This window comes from Lysobacter luteus, from assembly GCF_907164845.1.
In the GTDB taxonomy this organism is placed as follows: Bacteria; Pseudomonadota; Gammaproteobacteria; order Xanthomonadales; family Xanthomonadaceae; genus Novilysobacter; species Novilysobacter luteus.
This window is the reverse complement of sequence record NZ_OU015430.1, coordinates 2133422-2158224: the sequence shown is the minus strand read 5'-3', so window position 1 is coordinate 2158224 and position 24803 is coordinate 2133422. Positions and strand designations below refer to the sequence as shown.

At 70.2% G+C, this 24803-nt stretch carries 19 protein-coding genes and 2 pseudogenes; 17 read left to right on the top strand and 4 right to left on the bottom strand.

Features of this window, described 5'->3' with window-relative positions; all coding sequences use genetic code 11:
- The first annotated feature begins 134 nt into the window (after positions 1-134).
- The 4 genes and pseudogenes from KOD61_RS10135 to KOD61_RS10120 all read left to right on the top strand — a co-directional run.
- A complete protein-coding gene (locus KOD61_RS10135; RefSeq protein ID WP_215218564.1) occupies positions 135-1220 on the top strand; it encodes an OmpA family protein in 1086 nt (361 codons plus the stop codon).
- Positions 1221-2054: 834 nt separating this feature from the next.
- Positions 2055-2507: pseudogene (locus KOD61_RS10130) on the top strand (OmpA family protein); the annotation flags it as partial.
- A gap of 4 nt (positions 2508-2511) precedes the next feature.
- Positions 2512-3363, top strand: a complete 852-nt coding sequence (locus KOD61_RS10125; protein WP_215218563.1) for a pseudouridine synthase — start codon at positions 2512-2514, stop codon at positions 3361-3363.
- Positions 3364-3616: 253 nt separating this feature from the next.
- Positions 3617-3814: pseudogene (locus KOD61_RS10120) on the top strand (hypothetical protein); the annotation flags it as partial.
- 85 nt (positions 3815-3899) lie between these two features.
- On the opposite strand, the gene kbl reads toward KOD61_RS10120, so the two are convergent.
- Together kbl and tdh are read right to left on the bottom strand one after the other, a co-directional pair.
- On the bottom strand, positions 3900-5093 hold the full coding sequence (gene kbl / locus KOD61_RS10115) for a glycine C-acetyltransferase (RefSeq protein WP_215218562.1): 1194 nt from the start codon (positions 5091-5093) through the stop codon (positions 3900-3902).
- 158 nt (positions 5094-5251) lie between these two features.
- Positions 5252-6274, bottom strand: coding sequence for an L-threonine 3-dehydrogenase (gene tdh, locus KOD61_RS10110; RefSeq protein ID WP_215220373.1), 1023 nt, complete (start codon positions 6272-6274; stop codon positions 5252-5254).
- Between the two features lie 182 nt (positions 6275-6456).
- Between tdh and KOD61_RS10105 the strand changes: the two genes are divergently transcribed.
- From KOD61_RS10105 to KOD61_RS10060, 10 genes are all read left to right on the top strand, one after another.
- Positions 6457-8607, top strand: a complete 2151-nt coding sequence (locus KOD61_RS10105; RefSeq protein ID WP_251370571.1) for a S46 family peptidase — start codon at positions 6457-6459, stop codon at positions 8605-8607.
- A gap of 84 nt (positions 8608-8691) precedes the next feature.
- A complete protein-coding gene (locus KOD61_RS10100) occupies positions 8692-10854 on the top strand; it encodes a S46 family peptidase (protein WP_215218561.1) in 2163 nt (720 codons plus the stop codon).
- Positions 10855-11098: 244 nt separating this feature from the next.
- Positions 11099-12661: a phosphoglycerate dehydrogenase gene (gene serA / locus KOD61_RS10095; protein WP_215218560.1), complete on the top strand. Its 1563-nt coding sequence runs from the start codon at positions 11099-11101 to the stop codon at positions 12659-12661.
- On the top strand, positions 12658-13299 hold the full coding sequence (locus KOD61_RS10090; RefSeq protein ID WP_215218559.1) for a histidine phosphatase family protein: 642 nt from the start codon (positions 12658-12660) through the stop codon (positions 13297-13299). Before serA ends, KOD61_RS10090 begins: the two co-directional genes overlap by 4 nt.
- 45 nt (positions 13300-13344) lie before the next feature.
- Positions 13345-14628: a bifunctional tetrahydrofolate synthase/dihydrofolate synthase gene (folC, locus tag KOD61_RS10085; RefSeq protein WP_215218558.1), complete on the top strand. Its 1284-nt coding sequence runs from the start codon at positions 13345-13347 to the stop codon at positions 14626-14628.
- Positions 14629-14745: 117 nt separating this feature from the next.
- The gene (locus KOD61_RS10080) at positions 14746-15723 is read left to right on the top strand and encodes an SPOR domain-containing protein (RefSeq protein ID WP_215218557.1); all 978 of its coding nucleotides are present in this window, start codon (positions 14746-14748) and stop codon (positions 15721-15723) included.
- A 19-nt stretch (positions 15724-15742) separates the two neighbouring features.
- Positions 15743-16471 carry a CvpA family protein gene (locus tag KOD61_RS10075; RefSeq protein ID WP_215218556.1) on the top strand — a complete coding sequence of 243 codons (729 nt, stop codon included), beginning with the start codon at positions 15743-15745 and terminating at the stop codon, positions 16469-16471.
- 4 nt (positions 16472-16475) lie between these two features.
- Positions 16476-17945 carry an amidophosphoribosyltransferase gene (gene purF, locus KOD61_RS10070; RefSeq protein ID WP_215218555.1) on the top strand — a complete coding sequence of 490 codons (1470 nt, stop codon included), beginning with the start codon at positions 16476-16478 and terminating at the stop codon, positions 17943-17945.
- 8 nt (positions 17946-17953) lie between these two features.
- Positions 17954-18772, top strand: coding sequence for a ferritin-like domain-containing protein (locus KOD61_RS10065; RefSeq protein ID WP_215218554.1), 819 nt, complete (start codon positions 17954-17956; stop codon positions 18770-18772).
- Positions 18773-18817: 45 nt separating this feature from the next.
- Entirely contained in the window at positions 18818-19318 is a 501-nt protein-coding gene (locus KOD61_RS10060; RefSeq protein ID WP_215218553.1) for a COG3650 family protein, read from the top strand.
- On the opposite strand, the gene lpxH is transcribed toward KOD61_RS10060, so the two are convergent.
- Positions 19315-20049 carry a UDP-2,3-diacylglucosamine diphosphatase gene (lpxH, locus tag KOD61_RS10055; protein ID WP_215218552.1) on the bottom strand — a complete coding sequence of 245 codons (735 nt, stop codon included), beginning with the start codon at positions 20047-20049 and terminating at the stop codon, positions 19315-19317. The genes KOD61_RS10060 and lpxH overlap by 4 nt on opposite strands.
- 81 nt (positions 20050-20130) lie before the next feature.
- Between lpxH and gltX the strand changes: the two genes are divergently transcribed.
- Both gltX and KOD61_RS10045 read left to right on the top strand, forming a co-directional pair.
- Positions 20131-21537: a glutamate--tRNA ligase gene (gene gltX, locus KOD61_RS10050; protein WP_215218551.1), complete on the top strand. Its 1407-nt coding sequence runs from the start codon at positions 20131-20133 to the stop codon at positions 21535-21537.
- Between the two features lie 9 nt (positions 21538-21546).
- Positions 21547-22041, top strand: a complete 495-nt coding sequence (locus KOD61_RS10045; RefSeq protein WP_215218550.1) for a transcriptional repressor — start codon at positions 21547-21549, stop codon at positions 22039-22041.
- Here KOD61_RS10045 and KOD61_RS10040 read toward each other — a convergent pair.
- The gene (locus tag KOD61_RS10040) at positions 22038-24239 is read right to left on the bottom strand and encodes a TonB-dependent receptor (protein ID WP_215218549.1); all 2202 of its coding nucleotides are present in this window, start codon (positions 24237-24239) and stop codon (positions 22038-22040) included. The two genes, KOD61_RS10045 and KOD61_RS10040, sit on opposite strands and share 4 nt — an antisense overlap.
- 77 nt (positions 24240-24316) lie before the next feature.
- On the opposite strand from KOD61_RS10040, the gene KOD61_RS10035 reads away from it, so the two are divergent.
- Entirely contained in the window at positions 24317-24727 is a 411-nt protein-coding gene (locus KOD61_RS10035; protein ID WP_215218548.1) for a MerC domain-containing protein, read from the top strand.
- Positions 24728-24803: the final 76 nt, after the last annotated feature.

The following is a 24803-nucleotide window of genomic DNA, read 5'->3' as shown; positions in this document are numbered from 1 at the left end:
TGCCGGGCTTCGTTTTTGCCGGGCAGGGCAGGGTCCTGTACATCATCCTGAATGTGTATGATTCGCGCGGTCTGACACGACGCTCCGGCACTCCCTTGGACTGCCGTTCCCATTTCCCCCCGAAGGAGTTCCCCATGAAGATTCGTCTGTTGAGCACCGCGCTGCTGGCGGGCCTGGCGCTTGCCCCGGCTGTCAACGCCCAGGAGTTCGACGATCGCTGGTACGTCACCGGTTCGGCCGGCATGAACCTGCAGGACAATAATCGCGGCACCAACAACGCCCCGTTCCTGGCCCTGGGCATCGGCAAGTTCGTCAACCCGAACTGGTCGGTGGACGGCGAGCTCAACTACCAGAACCCGAATTTCGACGCCAACCAGGACATGAACTGGAGCCAGTACGGTCTGTCGATCGACCTGCGCCGCCACTTCCTGGCCGAAGGCCGCAGCTGGAACCCGTACGCCGTGATGGGCCTGGGCTTCCAGCGCTCGGAGGAGGAGTACGACGCGTTCCCGAGCACCAACTCGCCGGGTGAGCGCGAGGACGGCAACCTGGCCGCCAAGATCGGTTTCGGCGTGCAGGGCGCGGTGGCCGACAACATGCTGCTGCGCACCGAACTGGCCTACCGCGCGGACCTGGACGACCAGTCGGTCGCCAACCCGAGCGAGAACTGGTTCGGCGACGTGCTGGCCTCGGTCGGCCTCGTGGTGCCGCTGGGTGCCAAGGCCGTCGTCGCACCGCCGCCTCCGCCGGTGGCCGCCCCGAATTGCGCTGACCTCGACGACGACGGTGACGGCGTCAACAACTGCGACGACAAGTGCCCGGGTTCGCAGGCCGGCCAGACCATCGGTCCTGACGGTTGCCCGGTGCCGGTCTCGATCGACCTGAAGGGCGTGAACTTCGACTTCGACAAGTCGACCCTGCGTCCGGACGCGGTTGCGATCCTGAGCGAGGCGGTGCAGATCCTGCAGCGTTACCCGGACCTGCGCGTCGAGGTTGCCGGCCACACCGACCTGTGCGGTTCGGACGCCTACAACCAGTCGCTGTCGGAGCGTCGCGCCACCGCGGTGTACGACTACCTGACCAGCAACGGCGTTGACGCGTCGCGCCTGGCCGGTCCGAACGGCTACGGCGAGAGCCGTCCGCTGGTTTCGACTCCGCAGACCCTGCCGGAGTGCAAGAACGAGACCAACCGCCGTACCGAGCTCAACGCGCAGAACTGAGCGCATGAGCCCGCGGGCCACTGACGTGGCCCGGTGTCACCCGAAGCCCGGCCTTGCGCCGGGCTTCGTTTTTGGTCGGAATCCCGCACGCGGTCGTCATCCGGCCTCCACCCGGCCTTCATATACTCCGGGGCGATTTCATTCATTGCGGGGCTTCACGTGCTGGGAAGACTGACGATTGCGACGGGCATCCTGCTGGTTTCCGCCTGCACCTCCACCGGAGCGCAGAAGGGCGAGGTTGCCGCGGCGGATGCCACGCCGACCGTGACGGCCTCCGCCTCGTCGACCGCCAGTGCCGGAGCTGGCGAGCCGACGATGGATCCGCAGCTTCCCGCGGCCCCGACACCCGCGACGGGCACTGCCGGACAGCCGACGGTGCCGACGACCGTGGCAACAGGCCAGCCGACCACCCCAACCACCCCGACGACCGTGGCGACCGGTCAGCCCACCACACACACGACTGTCACCGCGGGCCAGCCGACCGTGCCGACGACGGTGGCCACAGGCCAGCCGCCAGCCCCGACGACGGTAGCGACCGGCCAGCCCGCCAGCGCGACGACCGTGGCAACCGGGCAGCCGACCACCATTCCGCCAGTCCAGACCACCGTCGCCACCGGCCAGCCGACCCCGACGACCGGCGTCGACCCCAACACCTACGTCCCGCAGACCGCGCACGACAACACTCCCTGGCGCTTCAACATGCAGCAGGACGGCCGCAGCATGTCGGCCGATGAGTTCGATGCCTGGATGCGCCAGCGCGGCGTGCGCGTGGCGACCGGCAAACCGGCCGTGCCGCTGGTGCAGAACTGCCCGACCCCCGAGGGCGACAAGGGCGACAGTGATGGCGACGGCGTCATCAACTGCCTGGACAAGTGTCCGGCCTCCGAGGCCGGCCAGACCATCGGTCCCGACGGCTGCCCGGTGCCGGTGTCGATCGACCTCAAGGGCGTGACGTTCGCCTATGACAAGGCGACCCTGGGCGCGGAGGCCAAGGCGGTGCTGGCCGAGGCGCTCGAGATCCTGCAGCGTCACCCGGCCCTGAAGGTCCAGGTGGCCGGCCACACCGACTCGCGCGGCGATGCGTCCTACAACCAGGCACTGTCGGAGCGCCGCGCGAAGGCGGTGTACGATTTCCTGGTGTCCAGCGGCATCGACAAGGCGCGACTGATCGGCCCGGTGGGCTTCGGCGAATCGCGGCCGATCGTGCCCAACCAGCGCCCGGACGGTTCGGACGACCCGGAGGGTCGTGCCAAGAACCGCAGGACGGAGCTCAACATCCAGAACTGAGTGCATGCGTCGACCCGTTCCTGACAGCAGTCCCGAAGCCCGGCCCCGCGCCGGGCTTCGCGGTTCCGGCCCTGCGGCTCGCAGCGAGCGCAGGCAGGCGCCGGCAGGCGGCGATGCCCCTCCGGTGCGCCGCCACGGGCTCGCCCGGGTGCTGTCCAAGCGTGGTCTGTGCTCGCGGTCCGAAGCGGCGCGCTGGATCGTCGCCGGGCGCGTGTCGGTGGATGGCCGCGTGGTCCGCGATCCCGAACATCCGGTTGTCGACGACGGCCGGGCGCGCATCGAGATCGCCGGTGTCGCCCCTGCGCCAGGGCCGTCGCCGCGCCGCTACCTGATGCTCAACAAGCCGCGCGGCCTGGTCACCACCGCTGCCGACGAGCAGGGTCGCGACACCGTGTACCGCTGCCTGGAAGGGGCTGCGCTGCCGTGGCTGGCGCCGGTCGGCCGGCTCGACAAGGCCAGCGAAGGCCTTCTGCTGCTCTGCAACGACCCGGGCTGGGCGTCGGCCATCACCGATCCGGCAACGGGCCCGGACAAGACGTACCACGTGCAGGTCGACACCATTCCGGACCGGGTGCTGCTGCAGGCACTGGTCGCCGGGACGGCCGTGGACGGACAGCACCTGTCGGCAAGCGCGGTGCGTCTGTTGCGGGCGGGCAACCGCAACGCCTGGCTTGAGGTGGTGCTGGACGAAGGGCGCAACCGCCAGATCCGGCGGCTGCTGGCCGCCTTCGGCATCAACGTGCTGCGGCTGGTCCGGGTGGCAGTGGGCACGGTGGAGCTGGGTGCATTGGCCAAGGGCGCCTGGCGGGACCTGAGCCCGGAAGAGGTCCGCGCGCTGGCCCCGCCGTCGGCCTGAACCGCGAGGTCCGGCGTCGCAATCGGCGTGTGACCATCGGCGCGGGTTTGCGAGCCGACGTGCGTCGGGGCGCGGGAATGTGGGCGGGGGCACCTTTTGCGTCACCCGCTGGCCGTTTCCGTCACATACACTTCACCCCGTTCAACGGGGAGACTGAGTCATGGGGAAGATCGTTATTGCTGCATCGCTGTTGTCGGCGCTGGTCCTGTCGCCGGCGTTCGCCACCGAACAGATGGCCGAGCCTGAGATCGTGGACGCCGCCACCTACAAGCCCAAGACCGAGCACGACAACACGCCGTACCGCTTCAACATGGAGCAGAACGGCAAGCGCATGAGCGCGGACGAGTTCGATGCCTGGATGAAGGCGCGTGGCGTGCGGGTTGCCACCGGCAAGCCGGCGGTGGAAGCTGCCAGCGCACCGGCGGCGGACACCGACCTCGCCGACAAGTAAACGTCGCAGCGCCTTCGGGCGCCGCCACGTCGACATGAAAAGACCCGGCTTCGGCCGGGTCTTTTTTTGCCGCGAGCGCGCCGACTCAGGCCTTGAGCACGCCCAGCTCGCGCCCGATCCGGGTGAACGCGTCGATCGCGCGGTCCAGGTGTTCGCGGGTATGCGCCGCCGACATCTGCGTCCGGATCCGGGCCTGGCCCTGCGGCACGACCGGGAAGAAGAACCCGATCGCGTAGATGCCTTCCTCGAGCAGCCGCTCGGCGAACTTCTGCGCCAGCGGTGCGTCGTAGAGCATCACCGGGGCGATGGGGTGCACGCCCGGCCGGATGTCGAAGCCGGCCGCCGTCATCCGCTCGCGGAAGTAGGCGGTGTTCGCGGCCAGCCGCTCCCGCAGTTCGCCAGCGGCGTCGAGCATCTGGAACGCCTTGGTGCCGGCGGCGACCACGTGCGGCGGCAGCGAGTTGGAGAACAGGTATGGCCGGGAGCGCTGGCGCAGCAGTTCGACCACTTCGCGCGAGGCCGTGGTGAAGCCGCCAAGTGCACCGCCCATGGCCTTGCCGAGGGTGCCGGTAATGATGTCGATCCGGTCCAGCACGCCCTTCACCTCGGCCGAGCCACGGCCGGTCCGGCCGATGAACCCGGTCGCGTGGCATTCGTCGATGTGCACCAGTGCACCGTATTTGTCCGCGAGCGCGCAGATCTCGTCGAGCGGAGCGATGAAGCCGTCCATCGAGAAAACGCCGTCGGTGGTGATCAGCTTGGTCCGCGCGCCGGCGGCGTCCGCCGCCTGCAGCTGCTTCTCGAGATCGGCCATGTCGCAGTTGGCGTAGCGGAAGCGCTGCGCCTTGCACAGCCGCACGCCGTCGATGATCGAGGCGTGGTTGAGCGCGTCGGAGATCACCGCGTCCTCCGGCCCGAGCAACGGCTCGAACAGGCCGCCGTTGGCGTCGAAGCAGGCTGCGTAAAGGATGGTGTCCTGCTTGCCGAAGAACGCCGCGATGGTCTGCTCGAGCTCCTTGTGCAGGTCCTGGGTGCCGCAGATGAAGCGCACCGAGGCCATGCCGAACCCATGCGAGTCGAGCGCGTCCTTGGCGACCGCGATGATGTCCGGATGGTCGGCCAGCCCGAGGTAGTTGTTGGCGCAGAAGTTCAGTACCGCGCGGTCATCGTCGAGGGTGATCTCGGCCGACTGGGGGCTGGTGATGATGCGCTCGGACTTGAACAGTCCGGCGTCGCGGATGGATTCGAGTTCGGCGGCGTAACGGTCGGTCAAAGACATAGGACGGATCCTCGGGGCGGGGATTGCCGTAGGAGCGACGTGGGTCGCGAACACGCGGGCAATCGGCAAGTCAGTGGGTCGCGACTCACGTCGCTCCTACAACGGGCGGCGTCCAACGATGAACATTCAACAAGGGCGGGGCCCGAAGCGGGGTCGGCTCAATTCCAGCTCAGCACGACCTTGCCGGCCTTGCCCGATTCCATCAGCTCGAAACCCTGCTGGAACTCCTCGACGGGCAACTGGTGGGTCAGCACCTTGCCCAGCGGGAAGCCGCCCAGCACCAGCTGGGTCATCTTGTACCAGGTCTCGTACATGCGACGGCCGTAGATGCCGTGCAGGACCAGGCCCTTGAAGATGATCTTGTCCCAGTCGGCGCCGGCGCCCTTGGGCATGATCCCCAGCATGGCGATCTTGCCGCCGTGGTACATGCAATCGAGCATGTCGTTGAACGCACGCGGGTTGCCGCTCATCTCCAGGCCGACGTCGAAGCCTTCCATGTGCAGGTCGGCCATCACGTCCTTGAGCGAGGTGTTGGCGACGTTGACCACGCGGGTCGCGCCCATGTCGGCGGCGAGCTTGAGGCGGTAGTCGTTGACGTCGGTGACCACCACGTTGCGCGCGCCGATGTGCTTGCAGATGCCCGCCGCGATGATGCCGATCGGGCCTGCGCCGGTGATCAGCACGTCCTCGCCGACCACGTCGAACTCCAGCGCGCAGTGCGCGGCGTTGCCGTAGGGGTCGAAGAACGCCGCCAGCTCGCTCGGGATCTGGTCCGGGATCGGCCACAGGTTGGAGGCCGGCATCACGATGTATTCGGCGAAAGCGCCGTCGCGGTTGACGCCGATGCCGACGGTGTTGGGGCACAGGTGTTGGCGGCCCGCGCGGCAGTTGCGGCAGTGCCCGCAGACGATGTGGCCTTCGGCGGAGACGCGCTGGCCGACCTTGTAGCCGGTCACCCCGGGGCCGACCTCGACGATGCGGCCGACGAACTCGTGGCCGATCACCAGTCCGGGCTTGATGGTGCGCTGGCTCCACTCGTCCCACAGGTAGATGTGCAGGTCGGTGCCGCAGATGGCGGTTTTCTCGAGCTTGACCAGCACCTCGTTGGCACCGGGCGCGGGCACCGGGACCTCTTCCATCCAGATGCCCTTGGTGGCTTCGCGCTTCACCAGCGCCTTCATCGTCTTCTGGGTCATGGGTCGCTCTTGGATTGCCCGCGTGCCAAGGCACCGGGGGCGCCCGAAGGCGCCGGAATGGACCGCGAATTATACGCGGCCGCCCTTGTCGGCCCGTGACCGTGTTTGCCGGCAGCGGGCCGCTTCCCCTATGTTCGCTGGCACCACCCGCCACCCGGAGTCGCACCATGCGGCCATCGCTGCTCGCCCTGTCCCTGACCCTGGCCGCCGCCGGCGCCCACGCCGACGAGGGCATGTGGCTGCCGTCGCAACTGCCACAGATCGCCACGCAGCTGCGCCATGCGGGGTTCGAGGGCGACCCGGCCTCACTGGCCGACCTCACCCGCCCGCCGCTCAACGCCGTGGTGAAGGTCGGCGGCGGCACCGGCGCGTTCGTGTCGGACCAGGGGCTGGTACTGACCAACCACCACGTCGCGTTCGGGGTCATCCAGTACAACTCCAGCCCGGAGCGCGACCTGATCGCCAACGGCTTCGTCGCCGCCGACCGCGGCGACGAGCTGCCCGCCAACCCGGACTTCCGGGTATTGGTCACCACCGGCTTCGACCAGGTCAACGACCGGGTCCTGGCGGACGCGCGTGGCAGGACCGGGCGCGCCTACTACGACGCGGTCGACGCTGCCGAGAAGGCGCTGGTGGCCGAGTGCGAGCAGCAGCCCGGCTACCGCTGCAGCGTCGCGAACATGCATTACGGCAGCGATTTCTACCTCGTCCGGCAGCTGGAGCTGCGCGACGTGCGCCTGGTGTACGCACCGCCCGAGGCGGTCGGCAACTACGGGGACGAAGTGGACAACTTCATGTGGCCGCGACATAGCGGCGACTTCACCCTGCTGCGCGCCTATGTCGCGCCGGACGGGCAACCGGCGGCGTACTCGCCCGACAACGTGCCGTACGTGCCGCCGGCGCACCTGCAGGTATCGACGGACGCCGTCGCCGCCGGCGACTTCGCGATGCTGGCCGGGTACCCGGGCCGGACCTACCGGCACCGCATGGCCTCGGAGTTCGCCAGCCAGGTCGAGTGGACGCTGCCCGAGCGGGTGGCGCTTTATGGCGGCCTGATCGAGACCGTGGAAGCAGCGATCGGAAGCGACGCCGATGCCAGGGTCAAGTACGCCTCGACGCTGGCCGGGCTGGAGAACGGCCTCAAGCGCGCGCAGGGCGAACTCGATGGCCTGCGCCGCAGCAACGCGGTCGCCACCCGCCAGGCCGACGAAGAGGCCATGCTGGCGTGGCTGGCGGACCAGCCCGCAGCCCGCGCCACCCGGGCCGATATCACGTCCGCCCAGGCATTGCTGGACGAGACCGAGGCGACCCGCGAGCGGGACCAGTTGCTGGGCGCGATCGCCCGGTTCCCGCAACTGCTGGGTTCGGCGATGCGCCTGCAGCGCCTGGCGCTGGAGCGCGGCAAGCCGGATGCGCAACGCGAGTCGGGCTACCAGCAGCGCGACGCGGCGCTGATCGAGGGTGGGCTCAAACAGGTCCAGCGCCGGTACGCCGAGCGCGTCGAGAAGGCGCTGCTGGTCGACCTGCTGACGCAATACGTGGCGCTGCCCCCTTCGCATCATGTGCCGGAGTTCGACGCGGTGTTTGGCGGCACGCCCGAACAGGTGCGCGCGAACGTCGATGCGCTCTACGCGGGTACCACGCTGGACGAGGAAGCCGAGCGCCTGCGCTGGTTCAACGCCACGCCGGAGGAGGTCGCCCAGGCGGACGATCCGCTGCTGCAGGCGGCGGCGCGGCTGCAGCCGGCGCTGCTGCGGCTGGAGTCCGAGGACAAGCAGCGCGCGGGCGAGCTGTTGCGGCTGCGGCCGTCCTACATGGAGGCGCTGATCGGCTACCGCGAGTCCCGTGGCGAGGCGGTCTATCCCGACGCCAATTCCACCCTGCGCGTGAGCTACGGCCAGGTCAGCACCATGGACCCGCGTGACGGCGTGCGCTACCTGCCGCTGACCACCGTCGCGGGCATTGTCGAGAAGCACACCGGCGTGGCGCCGTTCGACGCCCCGCGCCCGCTGCTCGACGCGATCGCCGCGGGCGACTTCGGCAGCACCGCCGACCCCGACCTCGGCACCCAGACCGTCAACCTGCTGACCAACCTCGACACCACCGGCGGCAACTCGGGCTCGCCGGTGCTCGATGCGCGCGGACAGCTGATCGGCCTCAACTTCGACAGCAACTGGGAAGCCGTCAGCGCCAGCTGGAAGTTCGACCCGCGCTACAAGCGGGCGATCCACGTCGACATGCGCTACATGCGCTGGCTGATGGCGAAGGTCTACCCGGCCCCGCACCTGCTGGCCGAGATGGACCTGCCCGTTGAGTAGGCCATGTCCGGTAAACCGGGCGCGGCTAGACTCGACCTTTCCGTTTCTTTTTTCCTGCTCGATTCCTCCGGGGGAGTGACCGCGATGCGTTTTTCGATGTTGGCCAGTGCGATCGCACTGGCGGGTGTGATGGGCTCCGCCACGGCGGGCGAGGGCATGTGGGTGCCGCAACAGTTGCCTGAGATCGCCGGCCCGCTCAAGAAGGCCGGGCTGGAACTGCCGCCCGAGCAGCTCGCCGACCTGACCGGCGACCCGATGGGCGCGGTGGTGTCGCTGGGCGGCTGCACCGCCAGCTTCGTTTCCCCGCAGGGCCTGGTGGTGACCAACCACCACTGCGCCTACGGCGCGATCCAGCTCAACTCCACTCCGGAAAACAACCTGATCGACAAGGGCTTCAACGCCCCGACCCGGGCCGACGAGGTATCCGCCGGGCCGAACGCGCGCATCTACGCGCTGGACTCGATCCAGGACGTGACCACGCAGGTGCGTGACGCAATCGCCGCCGCGCCCGATGCGGCCGGGCGCAGCCACGCGCTTGAGGCGATCGAGAAGCGGCTGGTTGCCGATTGCGAGGCCGACGAAGGCTATCGCTGCCAGTTCTACAGTTTTGCCGGCGGTAACACCTACCGCTTGTTCAAGAACCTCGAGATCAAGGACGTCCGCCTCGTCCACGCGCCGCCCAACAGCGTCGGCAGCTACGGCGGCGACGTCGACAACTGGATGTGGCCGCGGCACACCGGCGACTTCTCGTTCTACCGCGCCTACGTCGGCCCGGACGGCAAGCCGGCCGCGTTCGCCGAGGACAACGTGCCGTACCAGCCCGAGCATTGGCTGAAGGTCGCCCAAGAGCCGCTGGAGACCGGCGACTTCGTGATGGTGGCCGGCTATCCCGGCCGCACCGCGCGCTACGCGCTGGCCGCCGAGTTCGACGAGACCGCGCAGTGGACCTACCCGACCGTCAAGGCGCACTACGAGCACCTGGTCGAGCTGGTCGAGACCGCCGGTGCGAAGGACGAGGACATCAAGGTCAAGTACGCCAGCACGGTGCGCGGCTGGCACAACGCGATGAAGAACTACGGTGGCCAGCTGGAAGGCTTCGAACGGATCGACGCCAGCAAGGCCAAGCACGACGAGGAGGCCGCGGTGCTGGCGTGGCTGCGCGGGCAGGGCGCCGAGGGCGAAGCCGCACTGGCCGCCCACGCCCGGTTGCTCGAACTGCACGAAGCCGCCAGCGCCACCCGCGAGCGCGACCTGGTGCTCGGCCAGTTGCGCCGCACTGGCGTGATCGGCGCCGCCACCAGCCTGTACCGGTTGGCGATCGAGCAGGCCAAGCCCGACGCCGAGCGCGAGCCGGGTTACCAGCAGCGTGACCTGCCGGGCTTCGAGGGCGCGATGCGGCAGATGGACAAGCGCTACGCGGCGGCGATGGACCGCCAGCTGCAGGAGTACTGGCTGCGCGAGTACATCAAGCTGCCGCAGGCGCAGCGCGTGGAGGCGATCGATGCCTGGCTCGGCGGCGACGACGAGGCCGCGGTGCAGGCCGCCCTCGACCGCCTGGCCGGCACCGGCCTGGGTGAGCTGGACGCGCGGCTGGCGCTGTTGGAGGCCGACCGCGCCGCGTTCGAGTCCAGCACCGACCCGGCGGTGAAGTTCGCGGTCGCGGTGATGCCGACCCTGCTGGAACTGGAGGAGCAGGCCGAGACCCGCGCCGGCGATGCGCTGCTGGCCCGTCCGGCCTTCCTGCAGGCGGTCGCCGACTACAAGGCCAGCCAGGGCGGGTCGGTCTATCCGGACGCCAACTCCTCGCTGCGCATCACCTTCGGCAACGTGCAGGGCTACACCCGCCCCGACGGCGTGCGGCTGCCGCCGTTCACCACGCTCGAGCAGGTGGCCGCCAAGCACACCGGCGAGGAGCCGTTCGACGCGCCCCAGGCACAGCTGGAGGCAATTGCCGCGAAGAACTACGGCGGCCTTGCCAGCAAGGAGCTCGGCACGGTGCCGGTCAACTTCATGGCCGACCTCGACATCACCGGCGGCAACTCCGGCTCGCCGGTCATGAATGCGCGGGGCGAGCTGGTCGGCCTGGTGTTCGACATGAACTGGGAGAGCGTGGCGTCCAACTGGGTCTTCAACCCGGAACTGACCCGGGTGATCGCGGTGGATGGCCGTTACATGCGCTGGATCATGCAGGAGGTGTTCCCGGCGCCGCAGGTGCTGGAGGAGATGGGCGTTCCCGAGCAGGAGTAACGCCCGCGCCCGCACCGAAAAGACCGCCGGCCCGCGCCGGCGGTTTTTTTTTTGGCGGGAGCGCCTCGCATCGGCCACGGGTTTGCTACGCTGCGGACGTTCGCGGATTCCCATGCCAGCCGGCCCCGTCTCCCGACCCGCACCACCCGTTATTGCTCCATCGCCCGACCCTGCAGCGTCGCTGCAGCCGCCTTGCCCCGCCGGCTCGCTGTGTGTCCGCATGTCTCCAACCGAGGAGTGTGCGATGAAGGTTCTGGCGTGCGATGGCATCCATGAAGACGGCCTGGCCCTGCTGCGAGATGCAGGCTGGGAGGTCGTCGTTTCCGACCCGATCAAGGACCCGGCCGAGCTCGCCCGCGCGCTGGGCGATGTCGACGTGCTGCTGGTCCGCTCGGCGACCAGGGTTCCGGCCGACGTGCTGGACGACGCCGGGCGACTGCGCGTGATCGGCCGGGCCGGCGCGGGGGTCGACACGATCGACGTCGACGCGGCAACCCGGCGCGGTATCGCGGTGATGAACGCGCCCGACGGCAACACGCTGGCCGCGGCCGAACACGCGATCTCGCTGCTGTTCGCGCTGGCCCGCCACATCCCGCGCGCCGACGCCGGCATGAAGGCCGGCCAGTGGCCCAAGGCGGGGCTGACCGGGTTCGAGCTGGAGGGCAAGAAGCTCGGCGTGATCGGTCTCGGCCGGATCGGCGGCACGGTGGCGCGCAAGGCGGCCGGCATCGGCATGGAGGTGGCCGCGTTCGATCCGTTCCTGCCGCCGTCGGCAGCGGGCAAGGGCAGCGTCGCGCTCAAGCCACTGGACGAGCTGCTGGCGTGGGCGGACATCGTGACCCTGCACGTGCCCCGTACCAAGGAGACCACGCACCTCTTGTCGGAGGAGCGCATGCGGGCGATGAAGCCCGGGGCCTACATCATCAACGCCGCCCGCGGCGGCCTGGTCGACGAGGCGGCGCTGTTGCGCCTGCTGGACGAGGGCCACCTCGCCGGCGCCGCGCTGGACACCTTCGCGACCGAGCCGCTGCCGGAGGATTCCAGCCTGCGCGCGCACCCCAAGCTGGTGTTGACCCCGCACCTGGGCGCGTCCACCGGCGAGGCCCAGCAGGCGGTGAGCACCATTCTGGCGCGGCAGATCATCGATTTCATCGCGACCGGCGCGGTGGCGGGTTGCGTCAACCTGCCGCCGCTGACCGCCGAGGCCGCGCGCGAGGTCGGCCCGTGGATGCCGCTGATGTCCGCGCTGGGCCGGCTGGCGGCGCGGCTGGTGCCGGCGCCGACCCGCTTGCACGTCACCTACGCCGGCCGCACCGAGGCGCTGGACACGCGCCCGCTGACGCGCCTGCTGGTGGCTGCGCTGCTCGGGCCGGCGTCGGGCCGGGTCACGCCGGTCAACGCGCTGCAGGAAGCGGTCGCGCGCGGGCTCACCGTGGCCGAGACGGTCGGCGGCGACGGCGACGGCTTCGACCGCCTGCTGCGGATCAAGGTCGAGGGCGAGGGCACCGCCCGCGTGATCGAGGCGACCCTGCACCGCGGCCCGCGCGTGGTCCGGCTGGATGGCGTCGAGATCGAGTTCGATCCGCAGGCGCACCTGCTGCTGATGCGCAACGAGGACCGCCCCGGCATCATCGGGTCGATCGGCGGCACGCTGGGCGCGGCCGGCATCAACATCGTCAACTTCTCGCTCGGTGCCAAGGGCGATGGCGAGGCACTGGCGGCGATCACGGTCGATCGCGCGGTAGAGGACGCTCAGCTGGCCGAGGCCCGCCGGTTGCCGGGCGTGTTGTCTCTGGAGGCGCTGTGAGGCTCCTGCTGGCCCGCCACGGCGAGACACCGTGGAACGCCGAGGGCCGCTACCAGGGGCAGTCCGACATCGCGCTGTCGCCGGTCGGCGAGGCGCAGGCCCGTGCGCTCGGTGAGCGACTGCGCGGGGTGCCGATCACGCGCGCGGTCGCCTCGCCGCTGGGCCGCGCCCGCCACACCGCGGAACTCGCGCTGGGCGCCCGGCACGGGCTGCTGACCACCGACGCCGGCCTGATGGAGATCGCCCATGGCACCTGGGAGGGCCTGCTGGCCGCGGAGATCCGTGCCCGCGACCCGGACCGGTTGCAGGCGTGGCGCGATACGCCGCAGGAAGTGCTGATGCCGGGCGGGGAGTCGCTGCAGCACGTGTTCGACCGCGCGTGGCCGGCGTTTGCACGCGCTGCCGATGGGCTGGGCGCCGACGACATCCTGCTGGTGGTCGCCCACGATGCGGTCAACCGGGTGCTGCTTTGCCACGTGCTCGGCATCCCGTTCGCGCGGCTGTGGAGTTTCCGCCAGGCGCCGACCACGTTGAACCTGCTCGAGGGTCCCGACGCGGACCGGCTGGAGGTGGTCCGGCTGAACGACTGCAGCCACCACACCCCGTTGTTCGGGGAGGCCGTGCATCGCGCGCTGTAAGCGCCGATCATTGCCGGCCCGCCCACGCCCACGCACCTGGTCCGCATGACCCGCATGACCCTCGTCGAATGGCTCGCCTACATCGAGCGCCAGCACCCCCGGTCAATCGAAATGGGGCTCAAGCGCGTGCGCCAGGTCGCGGCGTCGCTGGGTCTCGGCCGCCCGGCACGCCGCGTGGTCACCGTCGGCGGCACCAACGGCAAGGGGTCCACCGTGGCCTTCATCGAGGCGATCGCGCGCGAGGCCGGCTGGCGTGTTGGTGCCTACACCTCGCCGCACCTGCTCGCCTACAACGAGCGGGTGCGTGTCGATGGCATCGAAGCCGACGATGCGGCGCTGGTGGACGCGTTCGAGACTGTGGAACGCGCGCGTGGCGACGTCGCGCTGACGTATTTCGAGTACGGCACGCTGGCGGCGCTGTGGCTGTTCGAGCGGGCCGACCTGGACCTCGCGATCCTGGAGGTCGGCCTCGGCGGGCGGCTCGACGCGACCAACCTGGTCGACCCCGATGTCGCGGTCATCACGACCGTCGACCTGGACCACCAGGAGTGGCTCGGCGGAGACCGCGAGGCGATCGGTTTCGAAAAGGCCGGCATCGCCCGCGCGTGGAAGCCGCTGGTGCTGGGCGATGACGACCCGCCCTCCAGCGTGCTGCGACATGCCTACGCGATCGGCGCCTCGGCGGTACGGATGGGCTGCGATTTCTTCTTCGAGCCCGCACCGGACGACGCGCCGGTTGGCCACTGGCGCTGGCGGGAGGTCGGTTACACCGTCGACCTGCCGCGGCCGGCCCTGGCGGCGCCGGCGCAGTTGCGCAACGCCGCGGTCGCGATTGCCTCCCTGCGGGCGCTCGACACTGACGCCGCCGCCATCGGCGATGCCGCCATCGCCCGTGGCATCGCCCGGGCCAACGTCCCGGGCCGCCTGCAGCGGTTCGACCGCGGCGGCGTCGACGTGATGGTCGATGTCGGCCACAACCCCCAGGCCGCACGCGCGCTGGCCGAGTGGCTGCGCGCCAATCCGGTTGAGGGCACCACCCACGCGGTCTACGCGGCGCTGGGCGACAAGGACGCCGGCGGCGTGGTCGACGCGCTGGCCGACGACGTGGGCCGGTGGCACCTCGCCGGGCTCGTCGACCATCCACCGCGCGGCACCGACGTCGACAGCTTCGCCGCGCGGCTGGCGGGCACTGCCGCGGCCGCTGGTACCCGCCACACGGACGTCGCATCGGCCCTGGCCACCGTGCTGGCGGACAGCGCGCCCGGCGACCGCATCCTCGTATTCGGCTCGTTCCACACCGCCGCGGCGGCGCTGGCGTCGTTGGGCTGAGCAACCCGTCAGTCGCCGGGGCCTGAACGACGCGCCCGCCGCTTCGCACGCCACGGCGGTGGGCCGCCGGACCACGGGTATAATTCGCCGGCATCCTTTCCAGGCCTGCGAGCACCGATGGAACCTGCCCTGAAACAGCGCCTGATCGGCGCCGCCGTGCTGGTCGCGATCGCAGTGATCTTCCTGCCGATGCTGATCAAGGGGCCGGCGCCGGAAAGCGGCATCTCCGACGTCCCGCTCGACATCCCGGACACCCCGCAGGGCCAGTTCGAGACCCGTGAACTGCCGCTCGTGACGCCGTCGGCGCGCGCCGGTGGCAGCGTGACCGGGATGGAACCCGAGCCGGTGGAAGGCGGGCTGCCGACGGTCGATACCCGCGCGGGCAGCGGGATGTTCCCCGCCGCCACCGCAGGCGGCGGCTACGCGGTCAGTTTCGGCAGCTACGCGACCGCCGCGGACGCGCAGCGCGTGGTCGATGCGCTGCTGGCATCGCAGTTGCCCGGCTACCAGGAAACCGCCATGCACGACGGCCGCACGCTGCACCGCGTGCGCATCGGTCCGTTCGATACGCGCGCCACCGCCGAGGCTGCGCGCCTGCGCGCCGCCCATGTACGCGACGATGTCGGGTCGCGGGTGCTGGCGATCGACGGCGGTGAAGACCACGAAGAAGTGGCCGGCACGCCGGCGTCGACCGCGGTGCCCGCGCCGGATCCGGCACCTGCCGAAACCACGGCGCTGCCGGAAACCCCGGCCAAGCCCGTCGCCAAGGCGCCCGAGCCCAAACCCGAGCCTGCAGTTGCGCCGGCGGCACCGAAGCCTCCGCCGGCCTCCACGCCTGCGCCGCCGCCGGCGGCCGCCGGGGTCGGGTTCGCCGTCCAGCTGGGTGCCTTCAGCAATGTGGCCGACGCCAACGCGCTGCGTGACCGCGCGCGCGCCGCCGGGCTGAGTGCCTTCGTGCAGTCGGTGCAGACCGACAAGGGCACGTTGACCCGGGTCCAGGTCGGTCCGGTCGCCGACCGCGACGCCGCCGAGCGACTCAAGGCGCAGGTGGCCGCGAAGCTCGGCATCAACGGCTTCGTCCACGCGCACCCGTGAGGCCCGGCGCGCCAGCACCATGAGCGCGGTCGACTGGGTCCTGCTCGCGGTTGTCGTGGTCTCGGCGGTGTTCGGGCTGATGCGCGGCTTCGTCGGCGTGCTCGCCTCGCTGGCCGCGTGGGTGCTGGCGGCATGGGCGGCGTTCCGCTTCGGCGGCGACGTCGGATTGATGATGGCCGCCGATGGCGAGCCGAGCGCGACCCAGTTGCTGGGCGGTTACGCGCTGGCGTTCATCGCGGTGTTGCTGGCGGTTGGCGTGGTCGGCTGGCTGGTGCGCAAGCTGGTACAGACGGTGGGGTTGTCCGGCCTGGACCGGATGCTCGGCCTGCTGCTCGGCGCGGCCCGCGGCGCGTTCGTGGCTTGCGCACTGGTGCTGCTGCTCGGGCTGACGGCGGTGCCCCGCACGCCGGAGTGGCGCGCCTCGCCGGTGGTGCCGGTGTTCGTGCCCGGGGCGCAGTGGCTCAGCGCGTGGCTGCCCGGCTGGGTGGCGCAGCGGGTCGATTTCCGGGGCGAGTCGGCCGGTCCGGCGCTGGTCTCGCCGGCGGGTGCGGCGGCGCTTCCGCTGCCGGTCGACCTCCCGGCCGGATTCGGGACGGCGGCCACCGATGTCCTGCTCGAGCGCATGCAGGCGATCCAGCAACCGGGCATGCAGGACACCGCCTCCGGCGACGCCGGCCTGCTTCCGCAGGGCGCCGACCCGTCCGTTCCACCGTCTTCACCGCAACAACCCTCCAACCCAGGATCCTGAAACCATGTGCGGCATCATCGGAATCGTCGGCCACAACGACGTCGCGGCCCAGCTCTACGACGGCCTGACGGTGCTGCAGCACCGGGGCCAGGACGCGGCCGGCATCGCCACCGCACACGGCAGCCGGCTGCTTGTGCACAAAGGCAACGGCCTGGTCAGCGACGTGTTCGACGCCGACTCCATGCGCCTGCTGCGCGGCGGCATCGGCATCGGCCACTGCCGTTATCCGACCGCCGGCAGCGAGGGTGACGACGAGGCGCAGCCGTTCTACGTCAACTCGCCATTCGGCATCGCCCTGGCGCACAACGGCAACCTCATTAACACCGACGCGCTGCGCCGCGAGGTGTTCGAACAGGACCGTCGCAACGTCAACACCGACTCCGACTCGGAAGTCCTGCTCAACGTGTTCGCGCACGAGCTGGATGCGCAGAAGGCATTGACGCCCGAGGCCGCGTTCAAGGCGGTCGAGCGCGTGCACAAGCGGTGCGTCGGCGGCTATGCGGTGGTCGCCACCGTGCTCGGGCTGGGGCTGGTGGCGTTCCGCGATCCCAACGGCATCCGCCCGCTGGTGCTCGGCAAGCGCACTACCGCCGCCGGCGACGAGTATGCGGTCGCATCGGAATCGGTCGCCTTCGACCTGCTGGGTTTCCAGCGCGTGCGCGACGTGAACCCGGGCGAGGGCATCGTGGTGACCGCCGACGGCCAGCTGCGCGCGCGCCAGTGCGTGGAGCCGGGCAAGCACACGCCGTGCATGTTCGAGTACGTGTACTTCGCGCGGCCCGACTCGATGATCGACGACATCTCGGTCCACAAGGCGCGCATGCGCATGGGCCAGACGCTCGGCGAGAAGATCCTGCGCCTGCGCCCGGACCACGATATCGACACCGTGATCCCGATCCCCGACTCCTCGCGCGACGCCGCGCTGGAGGTGGCCAACGTACTCGGGGTGAAGTACCGCGAGGGCTTCATCAAGAACCGCTACGTCGGCCGAACGTTCATCATGCCGGGGCAGGGCGAACGCGCGAAGTCGGTGCGCCGCAAGCTCAATCCGATCCCGCTGGAGTTCCGCAACCGCGTGGTCCTGCTGGTCGACGACTCGATCGTGCGTGGCACCACCTCGCGCCAGATCGTGCAAATGGCGCGCGATGCCGGCGCCCGCAAGGTCTACCTCGCCTCGGCGGCGCCGCCGGTGCGGCACCCCAACATCTACGGCATCGACATGCCCACTCGCGAGGAGCTGATCGCTTTCAACCGCACCGAGCAGGAAGTGCAGGACCTGCTGGGCTGCGACTGGCTCGTGTACCAGGACCTGGATGCGCTCGAGCACGCGGTGTCGGGGCCCAAGCACCGGATCGAGCACTTCGACTCGTCCTGCTTCAACGGTGAGTACGTCACCGGCACCGAAGCCGACTACTTCGAGCACATCAAGCGGTTGCGCTCCGACGACGCCAAGACCACCCGCCGCGGCGGGTGAGCGGGGACGTGTCGGATTCGCTGTTCGACGCCGCCCGCGGCTGCCTCGACGCCGCCACGCCCGAGGCGAAGGTAGCGGCCACCTTCGAGGCGGCGGCGGCGTTCGAACGCGGCGAGTTGGCGGTGCCCGGCGCCGCCGCGCCGCCGGAGCCGATCCGCATGCCTGGGCGCCCGCCGCGGCCGCGGCTGGTCCATCCACGCGAGTTGCCCCGGCGTGGCCTGGGCACTGATGAGGGCCGCGCGGCCTTCATCCATGCGATCGCCCACATCGAGTTCAATGCGATCGACCTGGCTTGGGATGCGGTCTACCGTTTCCGTGGGTTGCCGCTGGCGTTCTACGCCGACTGGGTGTCCTGCGCGAACGACGAAGCCCGCCACTTCACCCTGCTAAGGGCGCGGCTGCTGGACCTGGGCCACGACTACGGCGACTTCGACGCCCACAACGGTCTGTGGGAAATGGCGGAGAAGACCGCACACGACGGCCTGGCGCGGATGGCGCTGGTGCCGCGCGTGCTCGAGGCCCGCGGGCTCGACGTGACCCCAGGCATGATCGATCGCCTGCGCGGGCTGGGCGATGCGGAAACGGTGCGGATCCTGGAAACGATCCTGCGCGAGGAGGTGGCACACGTCGCTGCCGGGTCGCGCTGGTTCCGCTGGTACTGCGAGCGGGAAGGCAAGGCGCCGGGGCCGACGTTCCGTGCATTGCTGGCCGACTACGCCCGCGCCGTGCTGCATGGCCCTTTCAACTTCGATGCCCGCGCGGCCGCCGGGTTCGACGAGGACGAGCTGGCGATGCTGCGCGAGGCCGCCGCACTCACGGGGCGCTGACCGCCCGCGCGTCACGCTCGCGCCGTCGCCCACCGGGATGCCGCCATGACCGCTCCACGACTGTTTGCTGCGCTGGCCCTGGTCGGCCTGCTTGCCGCCTGTACTGCCGAGGAGACGGCCGACCCGCAGGACGGCGCCACCGCGCCAGACACCACGGCGAGTCCCGCCCCGGTGGATGCGTCGGCGCCGCCGGCCACGACCGCCAACTCCCCGATGGTCGACGTCACTGCGTTCATCGCCGGTGGCAACGAGCCGTTCTGGTCGGTCGAGGTCGACGGCGATGCGCTGATCTACAGCACGCCGGAGCAGATGCCCGGCCTGGTACTGCAGGCCACGCGTGAGGCGCGCGACGGCAATGTCGTCTACCGCGGCGAGCACGACGGCCGGGAGTTCGAGCTCGAGCTGCGCGACCAGCCCTGCCAGGACTCGATGTCGGGCTGGCGGCACGACTTCACCGCCCGGTTCGACTGGGGCGCCACCACCATGACCGGCTGCGCGCGCCGCACCGGTGACCCGGTCGGCGAAGCACCCGATGCGGCAGGCTAGGCCAGCGCTTCGAGGCGTTCGCCAGCCGCGTCCACCCGCAACACCGAACCCTGCTCGTACCAGTCGCCGAGCACGATGCGGCGGCGCGCGCGCCCGGTGACATCCACCTGGTGCATGGCGGGACGGTGGGTGTGGCCGTGGATCATCGTGTCGACCCCGAACCGCGCGAACACGCCCGCGACCTCGTCGGGTGCGACGTCGGTGATGGTCTCCATCGTTCCCTGCGACGACAGCCCCGACTGGTGCGCCTTGCTGGCCGCGCGGGCCTGCTGCGCGAACGCGAGCCTTGCCGCGAGCGGCTGCGCCAGGAACTGCCGCTGCCAGGTCGGGTTGCGGGTCTGCGCACGGAACTGCTGGTAGGCGACATCGCCGGTACACAGGGTGTCGCCGTGCAGGAGCAGGGTGGGGCGGCCGTACAGGCACACCACCGACGGATCGGTCAGGATCGCCATGCCGGCGCGTCGCGCAAAGTCATGCCCGAGCAGGAAATCGCGGTTGCCGTGCATGAACGACACCGGCGTGCCGGCAGCCGACACCGCGCGCAGCGCCTCGGCGACCAACGTGCCGGTGTCGGAGGGATCATCGTCGCCGACCCAGGCCTCGAACAGATCACCGAGGATGTACAGCGCATCCGCACCCCGGGCCTCGTCTCGCAGGAAGCGACCGAACAGCTCGGTGATTTCCGGCCGCTCGGCGTCGAGGTGGAGGTCGGAGATGAAAAGCGTGGTCATCGCGGCATTGTAAGGGTGCCGCGCGCGGGCCCCGGGGCGACCGGCTAAAATCGGCGGCTCGCCTGTCCCGAGCACGATCGCATGACCTGCCGCACCCGCTTCGCCCCCAGCCCCACCGGTTACCTGCACATCGGCGGCGCGCGCACCGCGCTGTACTGCTGGCTGGAGGCGCGTCGCCGCGGCGGCCAGTTCATCCTGCGCATCGAGGACACCGACCGCGAGCGCAGCACCCAGGCCGCGATCGACGCGATCCTGCAGGCGATGGAGTGGCTCGGGCTCGACTACGACGAAGGCCCGGTCTACCAGACCCATCGCCTGGACCGCTACCGCGAGGTCGCCGAGCAACTTGTTGCGTCCGGCCATGCGTACTACGCGTACGAGACCAAGGACGAGCTGGAGGCGATGCGCGAAGCCGCGATGGCCGCCGGTGACAAGCCGCGCTACAGCGGTGCCGCGCGCGACGCCGCACTGCCGTACCGCGACGATCCGAACCGGGTCATCCGCTTCCGCAACCCGCTCGACGGCGTGGTCGCGTGGGACGACAAGGTCAAGGGCCGCATCGAGATCGCCAACAGCGAGCTGGACGACCTGGTGATCTTCCGCTCCGACGGCTACGCGACCTACAACTTCGCGGTGGTGGTCGACGACATCGACATGGGCATCACCGACGTCGTCCGTGGCGACGACCATGTCAACAACACGCCGCGCCAGATCAACATCTACCAGGCGCTCGGCGCCGCGGTCCCGCATTTCGCGCACCTGCCGATGATCCTCGATCCCGACGGTGCGAAATTGTCCAAGCGCACCGGGGCGGCCGACGTCATGCAGTACCGCGACGCCGGTTACCTGCCGCACGCGCTGCTGAACTACCTGGTCCGGCTGGGCTGGTCGCACGGCGACCAGGAGATCTTCTCGATCGACGAGATGAAATCGCTGTTCGATCTGAAGGACGTCAACGCCAAGGCCTCGCGGCTGGACCCGGCCAAGCTCGGCTGGCTCAACCAGCAGTACCTCAAGGCCGACGAGCCGGCCGCCGTGGCCGCACACCTGGAATGGCACCTGCGCGACGCCGGCTACGACCTCGCCAACGGCCCGGCCGCTGCCGACATCGTGCTGGCCCTGCGCGACCGCGTGCAGACGCTGAAGGAAATGGCCGAGCGCGCCGCCGTGTGGTTCGGCCCGCTCACGCAGTACGACGAGGCGGCGGTGGCGAAGCACCTCAAGCCCGCCGCCCGTGCGCCGCTGGCCGATGCGCGCGAGCGCCTGGCCGCGTTGCCACAATGGACCACCGACGCGATCAACGCCGCGCTGCACGAGACCGCCGCCGCGTTGGAACTGGGCATGGGCAAGGTCGCCCAGCCGATGCGGGTGGCGATCACCGGCACGCAAGTGAGCCCGGACATCTCGCACACGGTCTACCTCGCCGGTCGCGACGAAGCGCTGCGCCGGATCGATGCCGCCCTTGCAAAAGTGCCGGCGGGCGACTAGATCGGGGACATGGGCCACCACCACGCCTGCACCGACCCCCAGCACCACGTCGACGACGCCGAAGGTTTCGTCAGCGAGGTGGAGCGGGTGTGCGAGGCGCGCGGGCTGCGGCTGACCCCGATCCGCGCGCACGCGTTGCGCCTGATCGCCGCCGCCGACCGCCCGGTGAAGGCCTACGAGTTGCTCGACCTGATGAAGGAGACCCACGGTGCCGCGGCGCCGCCGACGGTCTACCGCGCGCTCGAGTTCCTGCTCGAGCACGGCTTCATCCACAAGCTCTCGTCCATCAACGCCTTCGTCGGTTGCCACCACCCGGGCGGCGAACAGCACGCGGTGCCGTTCCTCATCTGCGACCGCTGCAACCTGGCCACCGAGCTGGAGGATGAGCAGATCGTGGATGCGCTCGACCGCCGCGCCCGCGCGCTGGGCTTCCTGCCGCAGGCGCAGACGCTGGAGGTGCACGGCTTGTGCGCCGACTGCGCCAAGGCGCAGGCCAGCCGCTAGAAGAACGCGCGCACGCCGAATTCGATGCCGCGCCCCGGCAGCGGCGCGAGTTCCTTCAGGAACGACGTGTGCGGCCGCGCTTCCTCGTCGAGCAGGTTGCTCCCGTCCACGAAGACTTCCCACGCGTTGCCGCCGCGGGTGTCGGCATGCCACGCCAGGTGTGCGTCGACCAGCGTATAGCCCGGCGTGGCGGCCTCGTGTTCGGCCACGTCGTCCTGCTCCATGTAGCGCACCGCGCCCAGCGATGCGCGCCAGGACCCGGTCTCCCAGCGCAGTTCGGCACCGGCGCGGGCCGGGGCGATGCGGGGCAGGTCGCCGTCGTTGGCCAGGCTCGCGGTGTGGTGGTGGGCATGGTCGCCGTGCGGCACCGCCAGCGCGACCTCGCGGCGCCCGCGACCGTCAAGTTCGGCCCGCACGACGTCGCCGAACACGCGCATCGCCCATGCGCCGCTGGCATTGTCGACGAAGGTCCAGTCCAGTTCCGCCTCGGCGCCGTTGAAGCGGGCGTCGTGCTGGGTCCACGCGCGTACCGGCAACCCGTCCTCCACGATGCCGGTATCGGCGAGATAGACGAAATCGTCGAACCGCACCTGGAACACCGACGCGCCGATGCGGAACGGCCCGTTGTGCCAGTGGACGCCGACCTCGGCGCGGTTGGCGGTCTCCACGTCCATGTCGGGATCGCCCAGCTCGATGCTGCCGGTGGCCACATGGATGCCGCTGGAATACAGCTCCTCGGCGGTCGGCGCGCGCTGCGCGCGGTCCAGGCCGAACGACAGGTGGACGTCCTCGCCGATGTCCCAGCGCAGCGCGGCCGACAGGCTGGTGGTGTCGAAGTCGCGGTCGGGACCGATCGCGCGGGACTCTTCGATATCGACGCGGTTGCGGTCGTGGCGGGCGCCGAACTCGAGCCGGGTGGGGCCGAATGCACGCTCGCCGATCCAGAAGAGACCGGCGTCGCGCGAATCCGAGCCCGGGACGAAGGCCTCGTCGCCGACCGCGAGGAACTCGCGCTGCGACCATTGCGCGCCCAGCGCGCCGGTCCATCCGGCGATGGGCTGGTGGACCAGTTCCACCCGGGCCTCGGTGGCGGTGTTGTCGAACACCGTACCGACGGCCCCGCCCTCGAATTCGGTGTGGGTGTACTCGGTGCGAGCGAGCTTGACCCGCAGCGACTGGAACGCGCCGAGGTCGTCCAGTCCGCCGCGCAACTCGCTGCGACGCTGGTCCATCACGATGCGGACGCCGCCTTCGGCGTGTTCCCCGTCGGCATCTTCGTCCTCATGCCCGTGCTCGTCGCCGTGGGCTTCACCAGCACCGTGCGCGTGGCCGGGAACGCCGTAGCGGCTGTTGAACAGGCTGTAGGCGCCACCAATGAATCCACGGTCGCCCACCCATGACAGGCCGAGCGCGGCCGAATCGGTGCGGATGGCGCTCCCGGGCAGCCGGCCGACGACTACCTCCTCGTGCCCGTCCTCTTCCTCGTGCCCGGCGTGGGTCGCCGCACTCTCCGCCGAACCGGGGATGTCGTAGTCGCCGGTTTCCCGATGCAGTGCGTCGAAGTGGAAGACCACGTTGCCCGAGGCCGACGTGCCGTCCAGCCGCACTATGCCGGTACGCTCGTCGTTAACCGTGCCGCCGCGCAGTTCGGCGCGGCCTTCCAGCGGTTCCACCGTCGCCGCCTCGGGGATGCGCCCGTCGATCACGTTGACCGCGCCGCCGATCGCGCCGCTGCCGTAGAGCAGGGTTGCCGGGCCCTTGAGCACTTCGATCTGGTCGGCCAGGAACGGCTCGATGCTTACCGCGTGGTCGGCGCTGACGGTCGAGACGTCGCCCGACCCCAATCCATCGCTCAACACCTGCACGCGCGCGCCGTCGAAACCCCGGATGATCGGCCGGCCCACGCCGGGGCCGAAATACGACGACTGCACGCCCGGCAACTTGTTGACCGTCTCGCCCAGCGAACTGGCCTTCGCCGCGTCCAGCGCCTCGCCCGCGAGCACCTCGACCGGGCGCACCAGGTTGTCGGCGGTACCGGCCAGCGGCGTGGCCCGGACTTCAACGCGGGCCAGGTCGGTCGGTTCATGGTCGTGGCCGGTGCCGGTCGGGTCCTGCGCCTCGTGGGCCTGGGCGGCCAGCGGCATCGACAGGGCGATTGCGAGTGAGAGGGGCAGGTGGCGCAGACGGGACGCGGACATGTCGTTGGCAGTTGCGGTGGTGTCGAAATGTTATATTATTCCACCAACTTCGACACCCCTCCCGGAAGTCACGGTTCATGTCTCCCCGCCAACGCCATCGCCTGCTGGACCGCCTCGGGGCCTACGGCTCGATTGCCTGCGCAATCCACTGTGCGTTGCTGCCGGTGCTGATCGCGCTGCTGCCCTCGCTCGGGGTGGCGCTGTTTGCCGGCGACGCGCTGGAGCAGGCCTTCGTGGTGTTCGCCAGCCTGCTTGGGCTGGGCAGCCTGTCGTGGAGCTACCGCCGTCACCGTGCCGTGCGGGCGCTCGGGCTGCTGGTCCCCGGCCTGCTGGTGCTCTGGGTCGGGGTCCTGTATCCGCCGCTCCACCATTCGGTGGTGCCGCACGCGGTGGCGATGACGCTTGGCGGCACCCTGGTCGGGCTGGGGCACCTGGCCAACCTGCGGCTCAACCACGGCCACGTGCACGACGCCGGTTGCGCCCATTGAGGCGACGGCCCGGTCGGGGCCTGTGATAGGCTAGGCAGCTTCCCGCGCCACGACCGCGGCTCCGATGCGACACCAC